20 protein-coding genes and 1 pseudogene are annotated in these 20949 nt (G+C 41.9%); 12 read left to right on the plus strand and 9 right to left on the minus strand.

The annotated features are described in order from the left end of the window. The first annotated feature begins 77 nt into the window (after positions 1-77). A complete protein-coding gene (locus AACU32_RS13930; protein ID WP_339377875.1) occupies positions 78-1862 on the plus strand; it encodes a ShlB/FhaC/HecB family hemolysin secretion/activation protein in 1785 nt (594 codons plus the stop codon). Between the two features lie 68 nt (positions 1863-1930). On the opposite strand, the gene AACU32_RS13935 is transcribed toward AACU32_RS13930, so the two are convergent. Continuing rightward, positions 1931-2491, minus strand: coding sequence for an NUDIX hydrolase (locus tag AACU32_RS13935; RefSeq protein WP_096600360.1), 561 nt, complete (start codon positions 2489-2491; stop codon positions 1931-1933). A 140-nt stretch (positions 2492-2631) separates the two neighbouring features. Between AACU32_RS13935 and AACU32_RS13940 the strand changes: the two genes are divergently transcribed. Next, positions 2632-3123, plus strand: coding sequence for a DUF1499 domain-containing protein (locus tag AACU32_RS13940; protein WP_096600362.1), 492 nt, complete (start codon positions 2632-2634; stop codon positions 3121-3123). Positions 3124-3279: 156 nt separating this feature from the next. Here the strand turns inward: AACU32_RS13940 and AACU32_RS13945 are convergent, their stop codons facing one another. The 3 genes from AACU32_RS13945 to AACU32_RS13955 form a co-directional block, all read right to left on the minus strand. Beyond that, a complete protein-coding gene (locus tag AACU32_RS13945) occupies positions 3280-3903 on the minus strand; it encodes a J domain-containing protein (RefSeq protein WP_096600364.1) in 624 nt (207 codons plus the stop codon). A 196-nt stretch (positions 3904-4099) separates the two neighbouring features. After that, positions 4100-4693, minus strand: coding sequence for an ATP-dependent Clp protease proteolytic subunit (locus tag AACU32_RS13950; protein WP_096600366.1), 594 nt, complete (start codon positions 4691-4693; stop codon positions 4100-4102). 115 nt (positions 4694-4808) lie between these two features. Further along, positions 4809-5471, minus strand: a complete 663-nt coding sequence (locus AACU32_RS13955) for an ATP-dependent Clp protease proteolytic subunit (protein WP_096600368.1) — start codon at positions 5469-5471, stop codon at positions 4809-4811. A 398-nt stretch (positions 5472-5869) separates the two neighbouring features. On the opposite strand from AACU32_RS13955, the gene AACU32_RS13960 reads away from it, so the two are divergent. The 3 genes from AACU32_RS13960 to gloA2 all read left to right on the plus strand — a co-directional run bounded on the left by AACU32_RS13960 (position 5870) and on the right by gloA2 (position 8903). Then, positions 5870-7126, plus strand: coding sequence for a vWA domain-containing protein (locus AACU32_RS13960; RefSeq protein ID WP_096600370.1), 1257 nt, complete (start codon positions 5870-5872; stop codon positions 7124-7126). After that, positions 7123-8403, plus strand: a complete 1281-nt coding sequence (locus tag AACU32_RS13965; protein WP_096600372.1) for a vWA domain-containing protein — start codon at positions 7123-7125, stop codon at positions 8401-8403. Before AACU32_RS13960 ends, AACU32_RS13965 begins: the two co-directional genes overlap by 4 nt. A gap of 113 nt (positions 8404-8516) precedes the next feature. Continuing rightward, positions 8517-8903 (plus strand): SMU1112c/YaeR family gloxylase I-like metalloprotein, encoded by a 387-nt coding sequence (gene gloA2 / locus AACU32_RS13970; RefSeq protein ID WP_096600374.1) that lies wholly within the window; start codon positions 8517-8519, stop codon positions 8901-8903. 479 nt (positions 8904-9382) lie between these two features. Here the strand turns inward: gloA2 and AACU32_RS13975 are convergent, their stop codons facing one another. The 3 genes from AACU32_RS13975 to AACU32_RS13985 form a co-directional block, all read right to left on the minus strand. After that, positions 9383-11176 (minus strand): diguanylate cyclase, encoded by a 1794-nt coding sequence (locus AACU32_RS13975; RefSeq protein ID WP_096600378.1) that lies wholly within the window; start codon positions 11174-11176, stop codon positions 9383-9385. Positions 11177-11185: 9 nt separating this feature from the next. Next, positions 11186-12166 (minus strand): ABC transporter substrate-binding protein, encoded by a 981-nt coding sequence (locus AACU32_RS13980; protein ID WP_339377878.1) that lies wholly within the window; start codon positions 12164-12166, stop codon positions 11186-11188. An 813-nt stretch (positions 12167-12979) separates the two neighbouring features. Then, positions 12980-14056 carry a PIN/TRAM domain-containing protein gene (locus tag AACU32_RS13985; RefSeq protein ID WP_096600380.1) on the minus strand — a complete coding sequence of 359 codons (1077 nt, stop codon included), beginning with the start codon at positions 14054-14056 and terminating at the stop codon, positions 12980-12982. A gap of 250 nt (positions 14057-14306) precedes the next feature. On the opposite strand from AACU32_RS13985, the gene hemW reads away from it, so the two are divergent. From hemW to AACU32_RS14010, 6 genes are all read left to right on the plus strand, one after another. Beyond that, a complete protein-coding gene (hemW, locus tag AACU32_RS13990) occupies positions 14307-15491 on the plus strand; it encodes a radical SAM family heme chaperone HemW (RefSeq protein ID WP_096600382.1) in 1185 nt (394 codons plus the stop codon). Positions 15492-15546: 55 nt separating this feature from the next. Further along, positions 15547-15771 (plus strand): hypothetical protein, encoded by a 225-nt coding sequence (locus AACU32_RS13995; protein WP_096600384.1) that lies wholly within the window; start codon positions 15547-15549, stop codon positions 15769-15771. Continuing rightward, the gene (locus AACU32_RS14000) at positions 15772-16191 is read left to right on the plus strand and encodes a type II toxin-antitoxin system VapC family toxin (RefSeq protein ID WP_096600386.1); all 420 of its coding nucleotides are present in this window, start codon (positions 15772-15774) and stop codon (positions 16189-16191) included. A 69-nt stretch (positions 16192-16260) separates the two neighbouring features. Then, positions 16261-16437 (plus strand): DUF6888 family protein, encoded by a 177-nt coding sequence (locus tag AACU32_RS40720; RefSeq protein WP_445223225.1) that lies wholly within the window; start codon positions 16261-16263, stop codon positions 16435-16437. After that, positions 16434-16643 carry a DUF6887 family protein gene (locus AACU32_RS14005; protein WP_096600388.1) on the plus strand — a complete coding sequence of 70 codons (210 nt, stop codon included), beginning with the start codon at positions 16434-16436 and terminating at the stop codon, positions 16641-16643. The genes AACU32_RS40720 and AACU32_RS14005 overlap by 4 nt, the downstream gene beginning before the upstream one ends. 184 nt (positions 16644-16827) lie before the next feature. Then, a complete protein-coding gene (locus AACU32_RS14010; RefSeq protein WP_096600390.1) occupies positions 16828-17472 on the plus strand; it encodes a DUF1294 domain-containing protein in 645 nt (214 codons plus the stop codon). 63 nt (positions 17473-17535) lie between these two features. Here AACU32_RS14010 and AACU32_RS14015 read toward each other — a convergent pair whose 3' ends face one another. Continuing rightward, positions 17536-19131, minus strand: a complete 1596-nt coding sequence (locus AACU32_RS14015; RefSeq protein WP_096600392.1) for a nickel-dependent hydrogenase large subunit — start codon at positions 19129-19131, stop codon at positions 17536-17538. Between the two features lie 109 nt (positions 19132-19240). Beyond that, positions 19241-19381, minus strand: a pseudogene (locus AACU32_RS14020) (hydrogenase); the annotation flags it as partial. Positions 19382-19426: 45 nt separating this feature from the next. Here AACU32_RS14020 and xisF point away from each other — a divergent pair. Then, positions 19427-20743 carry a fdxN element excision recombinase XisF gene (gene xisF, locus AACU32_RS14025; RefSeq protein WP_096600394.1) on the plus strand — a complete coding sequence of 439 codons (1317 nt, stop codon included), beginning with the start codon at positions 19427-19429 and terminating at the stop codon, positions 20741-20743. The last annotated feature ends 206 nt before the right edge of the window (positions 20744-20949 follow it).

Genomic DNA, 20949 nt, shown 5'->3' on the forward strand with positions numbered 1-20949 from the left:
TTACACCAACTGCTCCCCGGCAATGTCAGCTTGCTGACCCATAAATTTTAATATCCCTTGAATTGTCACCAACGAGCATGAGCGATAAATTTCTTCCAAAGCAAGCAGTATTGTGGTTACAACTGAGTATATTGGTGTTGCTTGGCTGCATGAGTTCCAGAGCAGCACAAGCCCAGACTATTAATACTGTACAGATCCCAAATGGTAGTTCCATCCTCTCCCAACAACTGCCGCCGCCGCAAGATGTACAACCACCTATACCTTCCCCATCTCCTTCACCCAACCCACCACAGCCATTACCCCCACCAGAAGATTTACTCCCGTCGCCTAGCCCTAACCCCACACCTGAGCAACCCTTTCCAGAAAAGTTGCCAGAAACTATTGTGGTGGATAAGTTTGAAATTGTTGGTAGTACAGTATTCAGCCAGGAAGAGTTAGCCCAAGCACTCGCAGAATTTACTAAAAGACCGATATCTCTGGCGGAGATATTTCAGGCGCGTTCTAAAATTACCGATTTATATGTCAAGAAAGGTTATATTACTTCGGGTGCGTACATTCCACCGCAAACTATTAAGTCTGGTGTAGTAAAAATTCAGATTGTTGAAGGTAAGTTAGAAGAAATCCAGGTGACTGGTACTCGCCGGTTGAACCCTAACTATGTACGTAGTCGTTTAGCGATCGCCACAGGCGCACCTTTAAATCGAGAAAAGTTACTAGAAGCACTGCAACTATTACAACTGAATCCTTTGATTCAAAACCTCTCTGCGGAACTATCCGCCGGTTCAAGTCCCGGTGTGAGCGTGTTACAAGTAGAAGTCAGGGAAGCAAAAACCTTTAGTTCGCAAATAGTTCTGGATAATGGGCGATCGCCTAGTGTTGGTAGTTTCCGCCGCCGATTACAAGTCAATCAAGCTAACTTGCTGGGATTCGGAGATGGCTTTAATTTTGCTTATACTAATACCGATGGTAGCAATGCCTTTGATGTAGGCTATACATTACCACTCAATGCCCGTAACGGCACACTTTCTTTCAACTTTGGCACTACATCCAGCAATGTCATTGAAGAACCTTTTAATATTCTCGATATTGAATCCTCTTCCCGTTATTACGAAATTACATTCCGCCAACCAATCATCCAAACTCCTACCCAAGAATTTGCTGTAGGCTTGACTGCTTCTCGTCGGGAAAGCGAAGCTAGTTATATTGAAGGAGCGCGGTTACCTTTTCCCTCCTTGGGATCTGATGCAGAAGGCAAAACACGCATCTCTGCACTGCGATTTTTTCAAGAATGGACAACACGTAATAGCCGTGAAGTTATTGCCCTGCGATCGCAATTTAACTTGGGCATAGATGTATTAAATCCAACTATTAATCAAGACGCTCCTGATAATCAGTTTTTTGCTTGGCAAGGTCAAGCGCAATGGGCACGGCTCTTAGCTCCAGAGACCTTGTTAATCATCCGGGCAAATACGCAATTAGCTTCTAGAGCATTGCTACCTTTAGAACAGTTAGGCTTAGGTGGAATTGACAGCGTTCGTGGCTATCGACAAGATTACTTGTTAACAGATAATGGTGCTTTTGCTTCAGCAGAAGTTCAAGTACCAATTCTGCGCTTACCCCAAATAGATAGCATGTTACAGGTCATACCATTTGTGGACTTTGGCGTTGCTTGGAATAGTTCTAATAGAGACAACCCAGACCCTAATACCTTAGCATCCGTTGGTTTGGGCTTACGCTGGACACAAGGCGATCGCTTTACTGCGCGTCTTGATTGGGGTATTCCTTTAGTATCTGTGGAATCAAGGGACAACACCTGGCAAGAAAATGGGTTGTATTTTTCTTTGATTTACAATCCTTTTTAACAGTCATTTGAAAAAAGAATGTGACTGATGCATTGTCGGGCTGGGGTAACCCCGCCCATGACGACAAACTAATTATCAATTCCGAATTTTTTCAACCACCACTCCATGAGTACAGCACGACATTGTAGACAAATGAGACTTTGGAGTAAATCATGTACACCTGTGGAAGTCGCTGGATAAGTTGCTCCAACATACTCATCGGAAATAATTGGCGTAGGTTGCAGTTCAGCCACAAAGCTGTAAAGTTTTTGGTTAGAAAAAGAACTATTTACTGGCCAACCTTCAGAATTCAAAGGTATAAGTTGGCTAATTTTCGCAGTTTCAACTCCTAATTCTCTTTGGAGAATAGCTGGAACCACAGCATCAGGGCTTTGTCCTTCGGGTAGGCGACCACCGGGAAAGTCAAAAGTGAGTTTACCCAATCCGGGTCTGTAGCTTGGTGGTGGTAGAATTATCTGATTTGCCTGAATCGGTAAAATCACAACAGAATCGGCTTTTTCAACCCGCCAGTATTCCAAAATTTGTCCGTGATTGTCTTCCAGGTGTTCGCCAATCACAGTCAGCCAACTTGAGCGCAATTCTACAAAGCGATCGCGGATTTTCCAGCACTCTCCTGATAATTGTTTCATATAGCTGATTTTTCTCGTTATTTTCAATGCTTGAGACTAATTAATATTTTCTGAAATTCAACATAAATCCTATCTGCGATTGGCATCTGAAATGACCGAAAATAATTGAGTGCTATTTCACCTTGAGGAGTAAATTTATCATGTCCGGTCTACTAAGAGCATTTCTTCCGAGACTCTTGCTAAGTATAACTTTGGCAATATTTTTCACCCTGACTAGTAGTCTGATATTTCCGACTGCTAACTGGGCCTTTGCTGCTGGCTTGGGAGTGAATAATGGTCATCTTAGTTCTTGTCCGGCTTCCGATAACTGTGTTGTCAGTCAAGAGGCTGATTCTAAACACGCCATTAACCCAATTGCTTATCATGTAGACCGCAATGTCGCTAAAGAAACCGTACTAAAAGTTCTCACTGTTGTTCCCCGTACAGAAGTTGTAGAACAGACAAATAATTACATCCATGCTCTTTCTAAAAGCCGTATCTTTAAATTTGTTGACGATGTCGAGTTTTACTTTCCTGCTGATGAATCAGTAATTCATGTGCGATCGGCTTCGCGCGTAGGAGAGTCAGATCTCGGCGTTAATCGCAGGCGTTTAGAGCAAATTCGTCTGGCTTTGCAAGATTTAAAGATTTAGAGCATCTTTCGGGCTGGGGTAACCTCCGCCTTTGCGACAATCCGTAAATCGCGATCGTTAATTGAATTGGTATAAACATGTAGGGGCGGGTTTACCAAGATCCTCATTAATAATTGAGGATATCTGTTAACCCGCCCCTACTTTGCTGATTGCCTATCAAAACATTTGATCCAAACGCTCGAAATCCCGCTGCACCTCATTTGACAATGCTTTGTTGTTCGGGTCAGTCTTGAGAGCTTTTTTGAGATAAATTCTAGCTTTGAGTATCTGATGTTGATCAATCAGTACTCGTCCCCAGAGTTGATAAGCTATAGCTTGCCACTGACGCACTTCTGGATCTTCAGGTATGCGATCTGCCAAAGCTTCTACCAGTGCGATCGCTTGCGGAAACCGTTTTTCTTTTAAAAATCGCTGTAACTGTTCGTAAGTATTCCACTTGAGCCGCTGTTCTATTGCTGTGACCCCAGGTGGCTTTGGTGTGGTCGCCTGTGGGTTTTTCACCCCAGATGCTGGTGCTTTGTGCTGAGGTGTAGCTTTTTTTTCCTCACGCGCAGAAGCAGGCGATTGACCCGCAACGCCAACAGTATCCTCTGGTATGACTACAGTCAACAGGAATTTGTAAGCCTCTGTCAAGGCAATAAACTTGTCTTTAGCTTTGTGGTCTTCGGGGTTGATATCGGGATGATATTGCTGCGCCAATCGTCTGTAAGACGATTTGATGTCGGCAAAAGAGGCTCCCGACCTTAAACCCAATAAACGGTAGCAATCTCCAAGATCCATCTTGAGCTATCAGCTATCCAATATTCAGCTTCAAGCTTTTAACTTAAAGTCTGAGGTCATCAATAATAAAGTCCAATATTATAATTTAATGTTCAGGATTGACAGTTGGGGGTGGGGCATGGGGCATGGGGCATGGGGCATTGATTATTTTTCTGCCTTGTCCTCCTTGTCCCCCTTCCCTTGTCCCCTCATCCCCCTAGGGACGTTCTTCAATCACACGGTCAATCAAACCGTATTCTTTAGCTTCTGCGGCAGACATGAAAAAGTCACGATCCATGTCCTTTTCAATTTTGGACAAAGGCTGAGTAGTGTTGTTAGCATAAATCTGATTGAGCTGGTGACGAATCCGCAGAATCTCTCTAGCTTCAATTTCGATATCAGTTGCTTGTCCACGGGTACCACCAGAAGGTTGGTGAATCATAATCCGTGAGTGAGGTAATGCCATGCGTTTGCCTTTAGTGCCAGCAGCCAACAGGAAAGAACCCATTGAGGCAGCTAAACCAACGCAAATTGTCACCACATCTGATTTGATGTGTTGCATGGTGTCATAAATTGCCAAGCCGGAGGTAACCATACCACCCGGAGAATTGATGTACAAATAAATGTCCTTACCTGGATCTTCCGAGTCCAGGTATAACATAACTGCGATAATTTGGTTAGCAATTTCATCGTCAATGTCTCGCCCCAAGAAAATAATTCTTTCGCGGTAGAGGCGATCGTAGATGCTAATCCAATCCGTAAATTGACCCCCCGGCATCCGGTAAGGAACTTTAGGAACACCTATAGGCATTTGTGTTACTCCGTTTGTAAATTAGTCATTAGTCATTGGTCATTAGTTATTGGTCATTAGTCATTGGTCATTAAGTTTTTAGACAAAGGACTATTGACAATGAACAAATGACGAATTAAAGAATGCTCGCAGGTAAAGGTGGATTGGCAAGTTCTTCTTTTTCAAAAACTCGATCAATCAAACCGTATTCCTTCGCTTGATAGGGAGTCATGTAAAAGAGGCGATCCATATCTTTGGTAATTTTTTCTACGGCTTGCCCGGTGGTGCGAGATATGATATCAACCATTGAGGCTTTGTTTACCAGAACTTCCTTCGCCCGAATTTGGATATCCGTTGCTTGACCTTGGGCGTAGCTCTTGGGCTGATGCAGGATAATGTTGGCGTTGGGTAAACTGGCGCGGCAACCTTTAGTACCAGCACCAAGTAGCATCGCGGCCATACCCATTGCTGAACCAATGCAGATAGTATGAATGGGTGGCTTGATGTATTTCATGGTGTCATAGATAGCGAAAGCTTCGGTTTCAAAGCCAATGGGATCGCCACTATAACCAGATGTGCCCGTAGAGTTGATATAGATTTTAATCGGCTTCTCGGGGTCGTCGGACTGTAAATACAGTAGTTGAGCGACGATCAATTCTGTGACAGCAGGCACCAGGGGCATCCCAAGATAGACAATTCGCTCCTTCAACAACAGGGAAGGTAAATCTGGCGGCGGCGTCCGGTAAGAATTATCGCCGTAGTAGGGGGCTTGAACAGCCTTGATGGGGGAAACGTCCATAGCAACTGATCGCCTGAAATTATGCCGTTAACTGTAATACATACTAGCGCGATGCTAGCTATCTTCAAGGTGTGGATTTCTGGCTAATCGCTCAGGGGGCTGAGCATCTGCCAATCTTTAGCTTCTGGGATATTCTTGAATATAAGCTACTTCGATTTTTAATTGCATGTTTTTTCGTTAAGGTTATCAAGGGTCAATTGTCAATGGTCATTGGTCATTGGTCATTGGTGAAGAAATTCTAGACTGTGGACTATTAACTATGGACTCTGGACTTTTGACTCTTGACATTGGACATTTCCAGAAGTAACAGCTTATTAATCTATTTGTTTTCCGTAGCTTTGATGTTGCGCTTTGAAGTTATTTATAAATATGTCTATCCTCAATAGGAACTTTGGTTTATGAAAGTTAACTTGCAGCCTGCCCTGAATGATAGTAGTTTAGATGTAAATCAACCCAACAGTCAGCGTCAGTTATCGCTTTCGATTTCTGCGGTTGGGGAAACTTTGGATCGCAATGTCCCCCTAAATTTATGTCTGATTCTCGATCATAGTGGTTCGATGAATGGGCGACCGCTAGAAACTGTCAAGCAAGCAGCAATTCGTTTGGTTGACCAACTAAGTCCGGAAGATCGTCTCAGTGTTGTAGTTTTTGATCACCGGGCCAAAGTCTTAGTACCTAATCAAGTCCTCGATGACCGAGAACAGATCAAAAGGCAGATTAACCGCCTGAGTTCTGATGGTGGAACGTCGATTGATGAAGGTTTGCGTTTGGGTATTGAGGAGTTGGCAAAGGGTAAAAAAGACACTGTTTCCCAAGCCTTTTTGTTAACTGATGGCGAAAATGAACATGGAGATAACAATCGCTGTTTAAAATTTGCTCAATTAGCTGCTAGTTATAATTTGACTTTAAATACCTTGGGATTTGGTGACAACTGGAATCAAGATATTTTAGAAAAAATTGCTGATGCTGGTTTAGGTACGCTATCTTACATTCAACAATCAAATCAGGTAGTAGAAGAGTTTAGCCGTTTGTTTAACCGAATTCAAACAATTGGTTTGACTAATGCTTATCTGCTATTCTCCTTAATGCCAAATGTCCGGTTGGCGGAACTTAAACCAATTGCTCAAGTTTCTCCAGATACGATTGAGTTACCAGTACAATCAGAAGCAGATGGACGGTTTGCTGTGCGGTTGGGAGACTTAATGAAAGATGTGGAACGGGTGATTTTAGCTAATATTTATTTGGGACAATTGCCTGAAGGTAAACAAGCGATCGCTAATGTGCAAGTCCGCTACGATGACCCCGCTAATAACCAGACGAGTTTATTTACACCCAACATCCCCATTTATGCGAATGTCGTCAGATCCTACCAACCATCTGCCGATCCCCAAGTGCAGCAATCGATTTTAGCATTAGCTAAATATCGCCAAACCCAGTTAGCAGAAGCTAAATTGCAACAAGGCGATCGCGCTGGTGCGGCGACAATGTTACAAACAGCTGCGAAAACTGCTTTGCAAATGGGAGATAAAGGTGCAGCAACAGTGTTGCAAACTTCCGCCACTCGCTTGCAAGCTGGTGAAGAGTTATCCGAAAGCGATCGCAAGAAAACTCGGATTGTCTCAAAAACAGTATTGCAGGATACGCCTCACCAATGAAAGTAAAATTACTGTCGGTACTCAATGATAGTCATGTTGACTTGGCGCAACCAACCAGCCAGCGTCAACTCGGAATTTCCATTTCTGCCATCGCTGGGGAATTTGACAGCAATTTGCCCCTCAACTTATGCTTGATTCTGGATAAGAGTGGTTCCATGCATGGTAAACCAATCAACACTGTGATTCAAGCTGTTGAGGGATTATTAGATCAACTAAAAGTTGGCGATCGCATTTCGGTTGTAGCTTTTGCTAGTTCTGCGGAAGTGATTGTCCCTAATCAGGTAGTTCAAGACCTAGGAAATATTAAATCACAAATTAAAAACAAACTGAAAGCTAGCGGTGGTACGGTAATTGCTGAAGGTTTAGAACTGGGAATTACAGAATTGATGAAGGGTACAAAAGGTGCTGTTTCCCAGGCCTTTTTACTGACAGATGGACATGGTGAAAGCGGCTGGCGCATCTGGAAATGGCAATTAGGCCCAGATGACAACAAACGCTGTCTAGAACTCGCCCAGAAAGCGGCTAAGTTGAACTTGACTGTGAATACTTTGGGTTTTGGCAGTAATTGGAACTCTGATTTACTAGAAAAAATCGCCGATGCTGGTGGTGGAACTTTAGCTTATATTGAGCATCCGGAACAAGCAGTCAATGAATTTAGCCGTTTATTTAGACGTATTCAATCTGTTGGTTTAACTAACGCCTACTTGCTATTGTCCTTGATGCCCAATGTTCGGTTAGCCGAACTCAAACCCATTGCCCAAGTAGCCCCGGATACAATTGATTTACCAGTGCAACAAGAAGCAGATGGACGCTTCGCTGTGCGGATAGGAGACTTGATGCAAAATGTCAACCGGGTAATTTTAGCCAATATCTATCTAAGTAATTTTCCGGAAGGTAGACATGAGATCGGGCAGATTCAAATTCGCTATGACGATCCGGCAGTAGAGAAACAAGGCTTACTGTCGGCGATCGCCCCTGTGTATGTAGATGTGGTTCGCCATTATCAAGCAAATATCAATCCCCAGGTACAGCAGTCAATTTTAGCACTAGCCAAGTATCGCCAAACTCAGTTAGCAGAAGCCAAATTGCAACAGGGCGATCTCATTGGTGCAGCAACTATGCTGCAAACAGCAGCTAAAACCGCCCTGCAAATCGGAGATAAAGGTGCAGCGACAGTATTACAAAGTTCTGCTACTCGCCTGCAAGCTGGTGAAGAACTCTCAGAAGCAGACAGGAAGAAAACCAGGATTGTCTCAAAGACGATTTTACAAGAATAATCTAGGGGGTGGGCGATCGCCTGCCCAAGTAATTCGTAATTCGTAATTCGTAATTTATTTGGGAAATCTGAATTATTCAGCAATGCGCCTAGTCCCTATTAGGAAAAAATGTTATGAAAATCAATAGTATTCATCATATAGCCATCATTTGTTCTGACTACGAACGCTCAAAAAAATTTTATGTAGAGGTTTTGGGGTTTCCGATTATCCAAGAGACTTTTCGCGCTCATAGAAATTCCTATAAATTAGATTTACGAGTGGGCAAAAATAGCCAAATTGAGCTATTTTCTTTTCCCAATCCTCCCGAAAGACCTAGTACTCCCGAAGCTTGTGGTTTAAGACATCTGGCATTTGCAGTTGATGATATTGAGCAAACTGTTATTGATTTACAATCGCAAGGTATAGAAGTAGAAGATATCAGAATTGATGAAATTACAGACAAGAAATTTACTTTTTTTAAAGACCCTGACAACTTGCCTTTAGAAATTTATGAAAGCTAGCATTTGAAGTTAGTTATAATTTTTATGGTAGAGATAGAAAATAATTGCGATCGCTGCCATGAACTTACCTTCTATTTTTCTGAGCTTTCCAAGTTCCACCGTAAACATAAAATGGGTTGTTGTCACTTACTGAATGCCAACATTCAGGACAAACAAATATCCATTTGCCACCGTCTTCATATTTCACTCTGTACAAAATTGGTGCAGATTGACTACAGCGAACGCACAATTTCACTCGCATCTTACCTGACATTTTCCTGATGCCAATACAGCATTTATACAGTATAGCTGTTGACTGTTGACTGTTGATTGTTGAATGTTGTAGGGGCGGGTTCACAAATATCTTCGATTGTTAACCCGAATCTCGGTTAACCCGCCCCTACAGACTGTTGAACGCCAGTTGCTTCAAGTCGGCAAAGCCGCCCAACGCACTGGCTCCTGTTGACAGACTTGGTTTTATCTTAGCTTGATGTCCTAATCTATCTGGCTACAGCTATACAATAGCGATCGCGCCCCTGTTGTTTGGCATTGTATAGTGCTTTATCGGCTGAAGTGATAAGTATATCTGGCTTGATGTCCGAAGTGGGTATAACAGAAGTAATACCCAAACTAATGGTGACGATATCCTTGACATCAGAATGTAAATGAGGAATAGCCAGATCGTGAATTGCTTGCTGAATACTTTGGGCTACCGCGATCGCTTCCTCTAAGTCAGTATTAGGGAGGAGTATGGAAAATTCTTCTCCACCATAACGCGCCACGAGATCCCCAGGACGAGAAACTGTCTGTTGCACTGTTTGCGCTACTCTGATGAGACAATTATCGCCTCCCTGATGACCATAGTAGTCGTTATAAGATTTGAATTTATCAACATCGAATAAAATCAGTGACAGGGGTTGTTGTTCTCGTGCAAGGCGGTTCCATTCGGCTTGCAGTCGTTTGTCGAAGCAGCGACGGTTAGCCACTTGAGTCAAACCATCTAGATTTGCTAGTTGTTCTAATTTTTGATTTGCATCTTCTGCTTTTTCTTTAGCAATTACCAACTCTGCGGTTCTCTCCTGTACCCGTTGTTCTAAAGTTTCAAAAGCTGTTTGCAACTGAAGTGCCATTTTATTAAATGATTTTGCTAGTTGACCAATTTCGTCTTGAGAATTAATTTTGGCGCGGATATCTAAGTCACCTGCGGTAAATTGTAAAACTATATCTGTCAGATAAATTATTGGCTTAGTTAGTAGTTTCACAATAGAAAAAGCGATGATTGTCACTACTGAAGCGATAATTGAAAATAGCAACATAGCATCACGAATTTGCTTTTTTACTGGTGCTAGGGCAACATCAAGAGGCTGGGCGAACAATACAGACCAAGGTTGATATTTTAACCGAGCGATCGCTATCAGATTAACTTGATTACCTGTTGCTGACAAAGATGCAATTAAATATGATTGTTTATTATCCAATGCTTGCTGAAGCTGGGACTCATTAGTTACCAATTCTGTGACAGGATAATTAGGTAAACGCCCTTGGCGTTGCAGTTGATTTACAACATCTAAAGGCAGAGGTACAATTGATTTAAACAGTAGTTGTGGTGCCGTGCTATGTGCCAAATAAATATAATTTTCATCTAAAAGAATCGCCAAGGATTTTGCCCCAGCCCGTTCAGTTTCTCGATTGACTAACTGCTGGACAACAGTAGCATTGTAGGAAACACGCAATACACCTAATATCTTTCCCTTAGCATTGCGCACCGGACTACTAAAAAACAGGGTAACAAGCTCGGGAATTTTCGGCGATCTCTTCATACTAGAAACAAAGGATAACCCAGTTGTCATTGGTGTTTTAAAATAATCTTCATCTGATTCATTTTTATCCATGTTGGATATCTGGGTATCCAAAATATTTTTCCCGTTTAAGTCGAGCAAAGCATAGGAGAGAATATTAACCATATCTTTGCGACTGAGACTACTTAATGTTTCTGTCGCCAATTTCATTTCCGGGCTGTGATCTCGCTGTTTTGGGGTGAGGCTCAGATAACGTGCCAAACCTGGTAAAATCGCCTCTACGCGCACGGAATTGAGATTTGCATCAATAAAAGCATCTATTCGATTAGCAGTTTCATTAGCCGCCGCAGATAAGGCTTGTCGGGCGTTGTCAGTCAGTGCTTTTTCAGTTGTCTGTTTGTTAATAAATACCAATAACAGTAAAGGAATCAAAGCCACAATCAGAAATGAGGCGATCAACTTTCTCCGGATGCTACCCAAAAAAGCCTGCTGCATGGCTGTAAACTAGAAAGGAGGATTCAAGAAGGAAGAATTGAACAAACTTTTTAATTCAGGAATGCGAGTGATGTTTCCCGAGCGAATAAAAAAGTCTGTATATATCTTGGCAGTTTTGTAGATGGAGTTAGGGTTGCTAGGTTGAAATAATTTTTGATTTTCGGCTAAATTAGTGAGGTTTACTCCCGCCAAAGAGATTGTATTGCTAGGAATGTTTAACGCTTTGCTAACGATGGCGTTTCCTTCCTGAACATTTGCTTTCCAGTAGTTTACAGCTTGCAGCCATCCGCGCACAAATGCACGAATGTCTTCGGGGCGATCGCGGATAATCTCACCGCGACAGACAATCATATCTATAATCAAGCCAGGGGTTTGTTTGCTGGTAAATAGGATATGTCCCCCAGATTTAATAGCTTTAGAAAGATGGGGTTCCCAAGTGTTTCCGGCTTGAATATTATTATTTTTTAGGTATTGCGGAATTTCCGCAGCCTCTAATTTAACCAAATTCACATCATCGCTGGTTAAGTTGGCAGTTTTCAACATCTCAGTCACAAAAACTTCGCTAAAACCACCTAGATTTGTACCCAGCTTTTTCCCTTTTAAGTCAGCGACGGTTTTAATTTGAGATTGGGCGACTACCACATCTGCTCCTGTTGATTCATCTATAACCATCACGCTTTGTATATCAGGATTTGTGGCACTCACGATCATAAAAGTTCCCAAGGATGATGTAATCACATCATATTTACCCGCAATGAAATTTGCAGATATTAATCGGGTGTATGGGTTATAAATTAGTTCCACATCTACCCCTTGAGCTTTGAAGAATCCTTTTTCTTGAGCAATGATACCTGGATATTCGCCAACAAAAGATGCAAATGCCAGTTTCAAGGGAGGGCGTTTTAATTCGGTTGGTGCCCAAGCATGGCAAGCAAATAGCAAACAGCCAGTAATTAAAAAAATACCTACGTACCTAAGTATTTTCAACATAAAAGTTGTCACCAATCCTATAAATAATCATTATCACAGTTATTGTTTATATAATAAAAAATATAATATTAGTTAAATTCATTCCTCAACACAGATGAATGTATTTTTGTAAATACCTAACTTTCAGTAGAGCGCAAAATTTTGCGCTTGCAAAAAAATAGTACTTTATGATACAATTTATGGAAAATAGCTGGCATTTCAAAGGGAATATCCAAAGCTTGTAAACATCTCGCTTAGTGCTACTTACAGGAATTATCTATCTAAATAGCTCTGCTCAATTTTCAATTTAATTGGCTCAGTTATTTATCAAATAATAGTGATAATTGCAACTAGAGTATCTTATTATTGAATATATTTGATTGCTAAAGTTACTCGTTTATTATCGATCAATCTATCTATAAGCAGGGAAAGCTGAAGGGAAGTCGAAGGGAAGGCAGAAGCTTTACTTGAAGTGGAAAGAAATCTAATTAATACTGGTAAGTAGCTCAACGTAAATAAATATAATATGTTTTGTCATTGCGAGGAACGAAGCAATCGCAAAGACTGGGATTGCTTCTCTTCGAGACGCTTCGCGAACGTCGTTCCTCCTCTCTTCAAGACGCTACGCGCTAAGCGAAGCTATGCCGAAGGCTTTACGCAATGACATCTTACATTTAATTATGTTGACCTACTTATTTAAAAGGGCTGTTAAAAGTTGCCTGTGAAGAGTTCCCTTTTAACTGTGGAGCAAGATGCTCCCACTACAAATAAACAATCGGTGCAGTTAACCTACACCGATCGCTAAATTGACTTGAATTAAACATTACTATTGTCTTATGCCAATGCTGAAGCCTGTGGTTTAGCAAAAATCATGCGTCCTGCTGTAGTTTGCAAAGCACTGGTGACTACCACTCGCAGTTCACCACCTACATAACTACTACCTTCTTCCACGACAACCATTGTGCCATCATCTAAGTAGCCGATTCCTTGGCTGGGTTCTTTCCCTTCCTTGAGAATCTTCAAATCTAGGTTATCTCCTGGTAAATAGGTGGGACGGACAGCATTAACTAAATCATTGACATTCAATACTGGTACTTTCTGCACACTAGCAACTTTCGATAAATTGTAGTCGTTAGTTAGCAGTGTGGCGTTGATTTCCTGAGCAAATCGCACTAACTTGGCATCTACTGTGGGAATATCTTCGTAGTCTGCTGGGTTAATGAGAATGCGATCGGGGTAAGCTTCTTTGATGCGGTTGAGAATTTCTAGTCCTCGTCTTCCCCGCACCCGCTTTTGGTCTTTGCTAGCATCGGCTACTTGTTGCAATTCTTGCAAAACAAACTGTGGGACGATAATTGGCCCTTCCAGAAAGCCGGTTTCTAAAAGTGCTTCAATACGACCATCAATAATGCAGCTTGTGTCTAAAACTTTCGTATTGGCGGGTTTGAGAGTTCCTTCCGCTACCATAGTTTCTACGGTGTTGGGATTAATAAATCGCAACAAGCCTCGCCCGTGGGTATCAGCTAAATTCATGCCAGTGACCGACAATATAATACTGCCGACAACTGCCACTAAGGGCTTAATAAAACTAAAATCCGGGGGAATAGGTAGCAAAAATAGCGGAGCTAGCATCAGGTTGGCTAACAATAGTCCAATCACCAAACCGATCGCCCGCGTTAAGATCACTTCCAGAGGCATTTCTTTGACTTGGGCTTCTAGGCGACGATAGGTCGTTTGGAAACTCAGTCCAATTGCACCGCCAATAATGGCAGCAAACACGGCAACAACTAAGCGTAAGGCTTCTAGGTTGGTCACCCGGTCTAACGAGCCATTGGGTAGTAGTTCAATGCTATAGAACCCTATTCCCGCTGCTGCTAGGATAAATGAGAGAATAATAATTGCGTCTAGCATGGTTTTGTGGTTTTCCTGCAACTGTATTAACCGAAAGAGTGTAAGTAGTTTTTATTTCATCGGCAATTAGATTGATAAATGTTTACTCAACTCTAGGGGTTTAAGCAGGCAATATCTGCAAATATTATAACCAAATAGTTTTAACTTCATATTATGAATCGTTTTGTTGTAAAACGATAAAACTTGTTAATAAACTACTAATTTTTATAGTAGGTAAATTTCAGGATGATTAATTTTAATATTTCTCACAATGGATAAAAAACTTAATTTTGCTAGCATTCCCAGTTCTGCTTACGTGCATATTCCCTTTTGCAGACGCAGGTGCTTTTATTGTGATTTTCCCATATTTGTGGTTGGCGATCGCTCCCGTGGTGAAACATCTAGTACTATCTCCCATTATGTAGAACTGCTAATTCAAGAAATCAGCATTACACAGTCATTTGGTCAACCCTTAAAAACAATTTTTTTTGGTGGTGGTACTCCTTCCCTACTGGCAATAGACCAGTTACAGCAGATACTAGCCTCACTAGAAAGGCATTTTGGTATTGTACCAGGGGCAGAGATTTCAATGGAAATGGACCCTGGCACGTTTGATTTAGCACATATAGAGGGTTACCGCAGTCTAGGGGTGAATCGGGTAAGTTTGGGTGTACAGGCTTTTCAAGCAGAGTTACTCAAAGTTGCTGGGCGATCGCATTCAATTGCAGATATTTTTGCAGCTGTGGAATTACTCCGCAAAGTCGAGATTCCCGAATTCAGTTTAGACTTGATTTCTGGTTTACCGCATCAGTCTTTAGAGGATTGGCAGGATTCACTCTTCCAAGCAGTGGCGATCGCACCCACTCACATCTCAATTTATGACCTTACCATCGAGCCAGGTACAGCGTTTGGTCGTTATTACAAACCAGGCGATCGCCCTTTACCGACAGATGAAACCACAGTCCAAATGTACCAGATGGCACAGCAAGTTTTAACTGGTGCAGGTTACGAGCATTATGAAATATCTAACTATGCCCAGCCCGGTCATCAATGTCAACATAATCGGGTTTATTGGGAAAATCGCCCATATTATGGTTTTGGGATGGGTGCGGCTAGCTACGTTGACTCTAAACGGTTTACTCGTCCCCGAAAGACTAAGGAGTATTACCAATGGGTAGAAGCAGGTTGTATCGTTGATTGTGAAGTTACACCAGTTAATGAAGTTTTGTTAGAAACTCTCATGTTAGGATTGCGTCTAGCTGAAGGTTTGAGTTTAGAAACTTTAGGGGCGGAATTTGGGGAAAAGAAAGTAGAAGATATTCACCAATTTCTACAGCCTTATTTTGATAAAGGTTGGGTGGAAGTTATCGAAGGAAGATTGAGGTTAAGCGATCCCCAAGGCTTTTTATTTTCTAATGTAGTTTTGGCGGAGTTGTTTGCAGAATTTGGTGAATGAGACTACTTGTAGTCTATGTTAGAAAATGAAGGAAAAAGATTAGTCAAGGTAAATTATGTCAACAGTGTCACAGCAACTAGAAGAACGAGTAGCAATTCTAGAGGCTGAAGTTGCAAGCCTCAAAAATAAATTGGAAGTTGTTGCTTTGCCAACAAAACCTTGGTGGGAGAGGATTGCTGGTACATTTGCTGACAACTCAGCTTATGATGAAGCCATGCAGCTAGGACGCGAGTATCGTGAATCCTTGCGTTCTGCTTCTGTAGAATCACGAGATGCTTAGATGTACATTCTCGATACCGATCATCTCAGTGTTTTGGAGCGCAAAGGAGTAGGAGCGCAACGTCTTCTCATCCGATTGGCAAATGTCAATCCTAATGAGATTGTAGCAACCATCATTAGCTACGAAGAACAAACGCGGGGCTGGTTGAGTTATGTGACAAAAGCTAGGACTGTTGAGGGACAAGTTGAAGCTTACAAGCAGTTGAAAAAGCAATTAACTAATTACTGCTCTATCCCAATCCTAGAATTTGATGCACAAGCAGCCCAAGAATTTCAACGTCTTAAGGCTTTATATCCTAGACTGGGAACGATGGATTTGAAAATTGCGGCGATCGCGCTTGTGAATCAAGCTATCCTATTGACTCGAAATTCGGCTGATTTTGGGCAAATTGCCAATTTACGCACAGAGGATTGGACATGAATAGAGCATCATCGCTCTTGTTTTTACAATGAGATTGTAGCAACCATCATCAGCGAGGAGTTAAGAATTATTCCTACACCGGAACAAAAAACCCAGTGCTATATATTGTGCTGTTGGTTTACGAAGTTTTACTTACCTATCAATATCGTTCGTATGGATGAAAGGACAGGAAATATCTTTTTTTTAGCAGGTGAAGAAAATATTATAGAGATATACCCTAACGGAAGATGGAGGTACATAGGATGAGTAAGCCTAACTTTCAAGCAATGAGCCAAAAAGACTTGCATGATTACGTTCTTGCTCATCGAGATGACCAGGAAGCTTTTTATGCTTATGTAGACAAATTACATGCGGAAGCAAACTGGATTGAAATGCCACCGTTAGAGTCATTGCAAGATTTGGATAAATATCCTGAATTCATCGAACGTTTTCGTGGCGGTTCTAACGTGTGAACTATGGAATTTAGAGAATAAATACTAGCTTGAACAATCAATGTACATTGTTTGATTCATTGCATCTACTTGAATCTGAAGAATCGATGCACAATGATTGACTATATGCAAAGCTAAAGTTATTATTGTTTCTTCGTTGAAAAATGGGCACACTATAAAGCAGGTATAGATATCATACTTGTTCATGAAACCTGTTTTCAGCAAAGGTCAAATAATCAGATGGATAGATAATCGGGGGTTTGGTTTTATACAACCTAGCGATGGTAGTCAAGAAGTCTTTATTCACATCAGTGGATTCAAAGATGTTAACCGTCGTCCCCAAGTTGGAAATTTGATTCATTATCAACTTACTGTTGATAAAAACGGTAAGGTAAGCGCGTGTAATGCTTCGATTCAAGGGGTGACATCAACACCTATACCTAAGTCCTCATCTTCTAGCGCACTGAGGAAATCTAAATCCAAGTCTGTGATGAAATTTTCATCATTAGCATTAAAGACGTTGCTTTTATCTCTTCTACCTGCTTTAGGTTCAATTCATCTTGCATTGACAACTAGTAACCCAATTGGGCTGATCCTTTATCCTGTAATGAGTTTCATTACTTTTACGCTTTACGCTGATGATAAATCTCGTGCAAAACAAAGACAATGGAGAGTGCCAGAGAAGACTTTACATCTGTGTGAATTAACTGGTGGTTGGTTAGGTGGGTTTGTGGCGCAACAGACACTACGTCATAAAAGTAGCAAAGTTTCCTATCAAGTTGTCTTTTGGGCGATCGCAATTCTTCATATTGTATTTTGGTTATATTGGCTATGGCGAATTAAGATATGAGCGATCGCATAATTCTCAGCAGAAAATAGCTAATGATGATTAGCCATTAGCTATTAACGTCATCTAAGCAGTCCGAAAACGTGCTAACTCTTCGCCCGTCTTCGCATCATGGGCGTGAACTGTACAGACCAAGCAAGAATCAAACGATCGCGCAACGTGACCAACTTCCACTGGATCGCTAGAATCGTATATAGGTGTGCCAATTAAAGCTTCTTCAATTGGGCCGCGCTTTCCTTCACCATCACGGGGGCCGATATTCCAAGTACCAGGGGCAATCACTTGGTAATTCTTAATCTTACCTCCCTCTACTTCTACCCAGTGACACAAAGAACCTCGTGCTGCTTCTGTTGCACCCCAACCTTTGCCATCTTTTTCTTTGGGTTTAATATACCAGGGGTCGTTTAACTTAAATTCGCGCAAGCAATGTTCGGCTTGACGATATAGCTTGACAATTTCGTGAACTCGTGCTAGCTGACGCACATGAATACTAGCACCACCCATCTGCTTGAATACGTCTAGGATAAACCCATCGTAGTGTTGCCAAGATTCGCCATGCTTACCACCTGCAACTAACTGACGCGCCAAGGGGCCTGCTTCTAAACGTCCGAAGTCTTTGTGCAAAACAGCACTAGCCCAAGAATAGGCATTATTAAAGTCTTTGGTATTCTTTTGTATGGGATTAGTTGTGCGATCGCCAGGAAAAACATTGGCTGTCCCCTCATCATACCAAGAGTGAGTGGTATTCTCACGGGTAAAGGATTGCTCCATCAAGGTGTGAGTGTCATTAAAACTATCGTACACTCCACTTTTCATGATCATCGCCGCGTTTCGCCCTTCAATGGTCGGCTTTTGGTATTTGTCCTCATGGGCTAAATATCCCCAAGTGACATATTTACCGACACCAGCACCATATCTATCGAGACCAATATCTAAACCCATGCGCCAATACAAACCTAAGTCAGAATCCCGATGTTTCCGGTCTTCGTCTAACCAATCCATAAAGTCATCATAATTCTTGATTTCTTCATAGCGTTCTAAAGAACAACCCAACCATACAGGTTCTAACCAGTTAGTACGGAAATATTCCAACAATGACCAAGCGCGGGTGATGTCTGTCAGGGTGGGGGCGCACATCACACCACCGGGCACCATATAACTGCTGTGGGGCCATTGACCGCCCAATAATGCATAAATTTCTACAGGTTTAGCAGAAATAGTCACACCGAGTTCGTAAGATGTCCCAGTGAAAGCAGCAAAGCGTTTGGTGGCTTCGTCATAGAAGCGACTACTACGGTACTTTTTATTGGTTAAGTCAATCGCAAATAAACCATAAAAGTAACGAGGTATACTTTGGATTGTTTCGACGATTTGTCCTAAATTTCGCGCCAAAATCGCATTGCGTGGAACCTCTGTACCCCAAAGTGTATCTAATGCCCAAGATGCAGAAGTCAGGTGAGAACCACCGCAGATACCACAAATGCGAGGTGTGACAATTAGTCCAGCTTGGGGGTCTTTACCACGGAGGATGATTTCAAATCCCCGGAAGAGTTCAGCATGTGTCCAAGCGTTGACCACATACCCATCTTCAATTTCTACTCGGACATCTAAATCACCCTCGACTCTACCGACGGGTGATATGTCTAATGTTTGAATTGTCATTTGTTGTTTGTCCTTTGTCAGTTGTCATTTGTCAAGGGTCAATAGTCAATAGTCAATGGTCAATGGTCAATGGTCACTTGACTTTGGACTTTTGACTTTGGACTCTTGACTAAATTGTGAAAAAGTCTTCTTCTGCCCAAGCTGGTGCTATGTCTTTGGCTACCATTGTGAGTAAGGCGTAGTCTTTTGGTTTGACTCCTGGTGGTAGTTCTTTGGGAACTCCCATAACTGTTTGTGTTTTGAATACGCTGTGGTACTATGATTTTCAACCTGATAAAAACCCCAAAACCCCAAAATGCGTATAGGCTATGCTCGTGTTTCAACTCGTCAGCAAGCAGATACAGAAGCGCTTGACCAACAAATAAGCCGCCTGGAAAAAGCTGGATCTGAGCAAATCCTATATGATATCGAATCTGGCAGAAAGGACACGAGGAAAAACTTTAATCAAATAATTACCCTAGCCAAGAATGGGGTAGCAACAGAAATAATTGTGACGCGACTAGATAGACTTGGGCGTAACGTAATTAGCATTCATAAAACATTAGAAGTACTCCAACAAACGGGGGTTAAGTTAACTATCCTTGATTCTCCTCTAGGCGATACAAATTCTGCTTTCGGGTGGCTAACTATTAATAATATTGCTGGGTTGGCAGAGTTTGAGAGTCGCTTATTATCTGAACGTATCTCCCACGGAACTGATTACTACCGCTCCAATCTGAAATACTTTGGGAGTCCGCCATTTGGCTACACAAAGGACGAAAATACTAAATGCATTCCTCATCCTTCTAACTGGTTAATTGCCAAGGAAATTATTCACAGGCTTTACACTAACTCCTACGGTTCTATTTCCCGTTGGCTTCTAGAAAGTTTTGAAATCAAAATGTACCCTTCTAGCATAAGGAATTGGTTACATAACCCCGCACTGCGAGGACACACATTTTATAAGCTAAAATCAGGAGAAATCGAACGGCATTACGGAACGCATGAGGCGTTAATATCTGAGCAAGAGTATGAAGATTTATCAAAACTAACTGCTCACGTCAACAAAAAAGACCCAGCTAAGTTTAAACCACACATTCTTGCGGGAATATTCAAATGTGGCGTTTGTGGACGCGCAATGACAAAAACCAAAGCGGGGAAACAGTTTCAATGCTCCCAGTACAAGCGACTAGGTAAAACTGCCTGTCCAAACGGAAAAATAATCGCAAAATCAATAGTTAAAAAAAAGGTAATAACGGTTCTCTCACAACATGCTCAGGATGTAGTAAGGGAGGTAAACAGCAGGACGCAGAAAGAAGTAAAAACAGATGAAACAGTTATTACCCTGACTCACCAACTGCAAACACTCCAAACTTTACCCCGCAACCCTGCTATTGATTTAGCTATTACCGATTTGCAGCACCAATTGAAAAATCACGAGCAACAAAAAAACGCTCTTCATACCACGACCCAAGAGGATTATCTAATGTTGAATTCGTTTGCTCAAGCCGATTTTTGGGAGTCGTTATCTGATACGGAATTTAAGGTAATCTGCCTACGATTTGTGGAAACAGTTGTATTTAAAGGAGGGAGAGATATGTCTGTTTGTTTGCGAACCATCTCCCTTCCGTAAGCGATCGCTTTTTCGCGAATGCTCTGCCAAATATCTTTATCTTTCTCTAACATTCTGTTTGTCCTGAAGCGTTCATTGATTTTAGGTTAGTTTGTCGGCTGAAAATTTCTGTTACGTGCGATGCCTAAGGCGGGCTGCGCCTACGCATTTGGCCAACGGTGGGTTGATTGCAATTGCTGAAAGGATACACACGCTGATTGAAGACG

The sequence above is a fragment of the Calothrix sp. NIES-2100 genome (assembly GCF_963875285.1).
In the GTDB taxonomy this organism is placed as follows: Bacteria; Cyanobacteriota; Cyanobacteriia; order Cyanobacteriales; family Nostocaceae; genus Aulosira.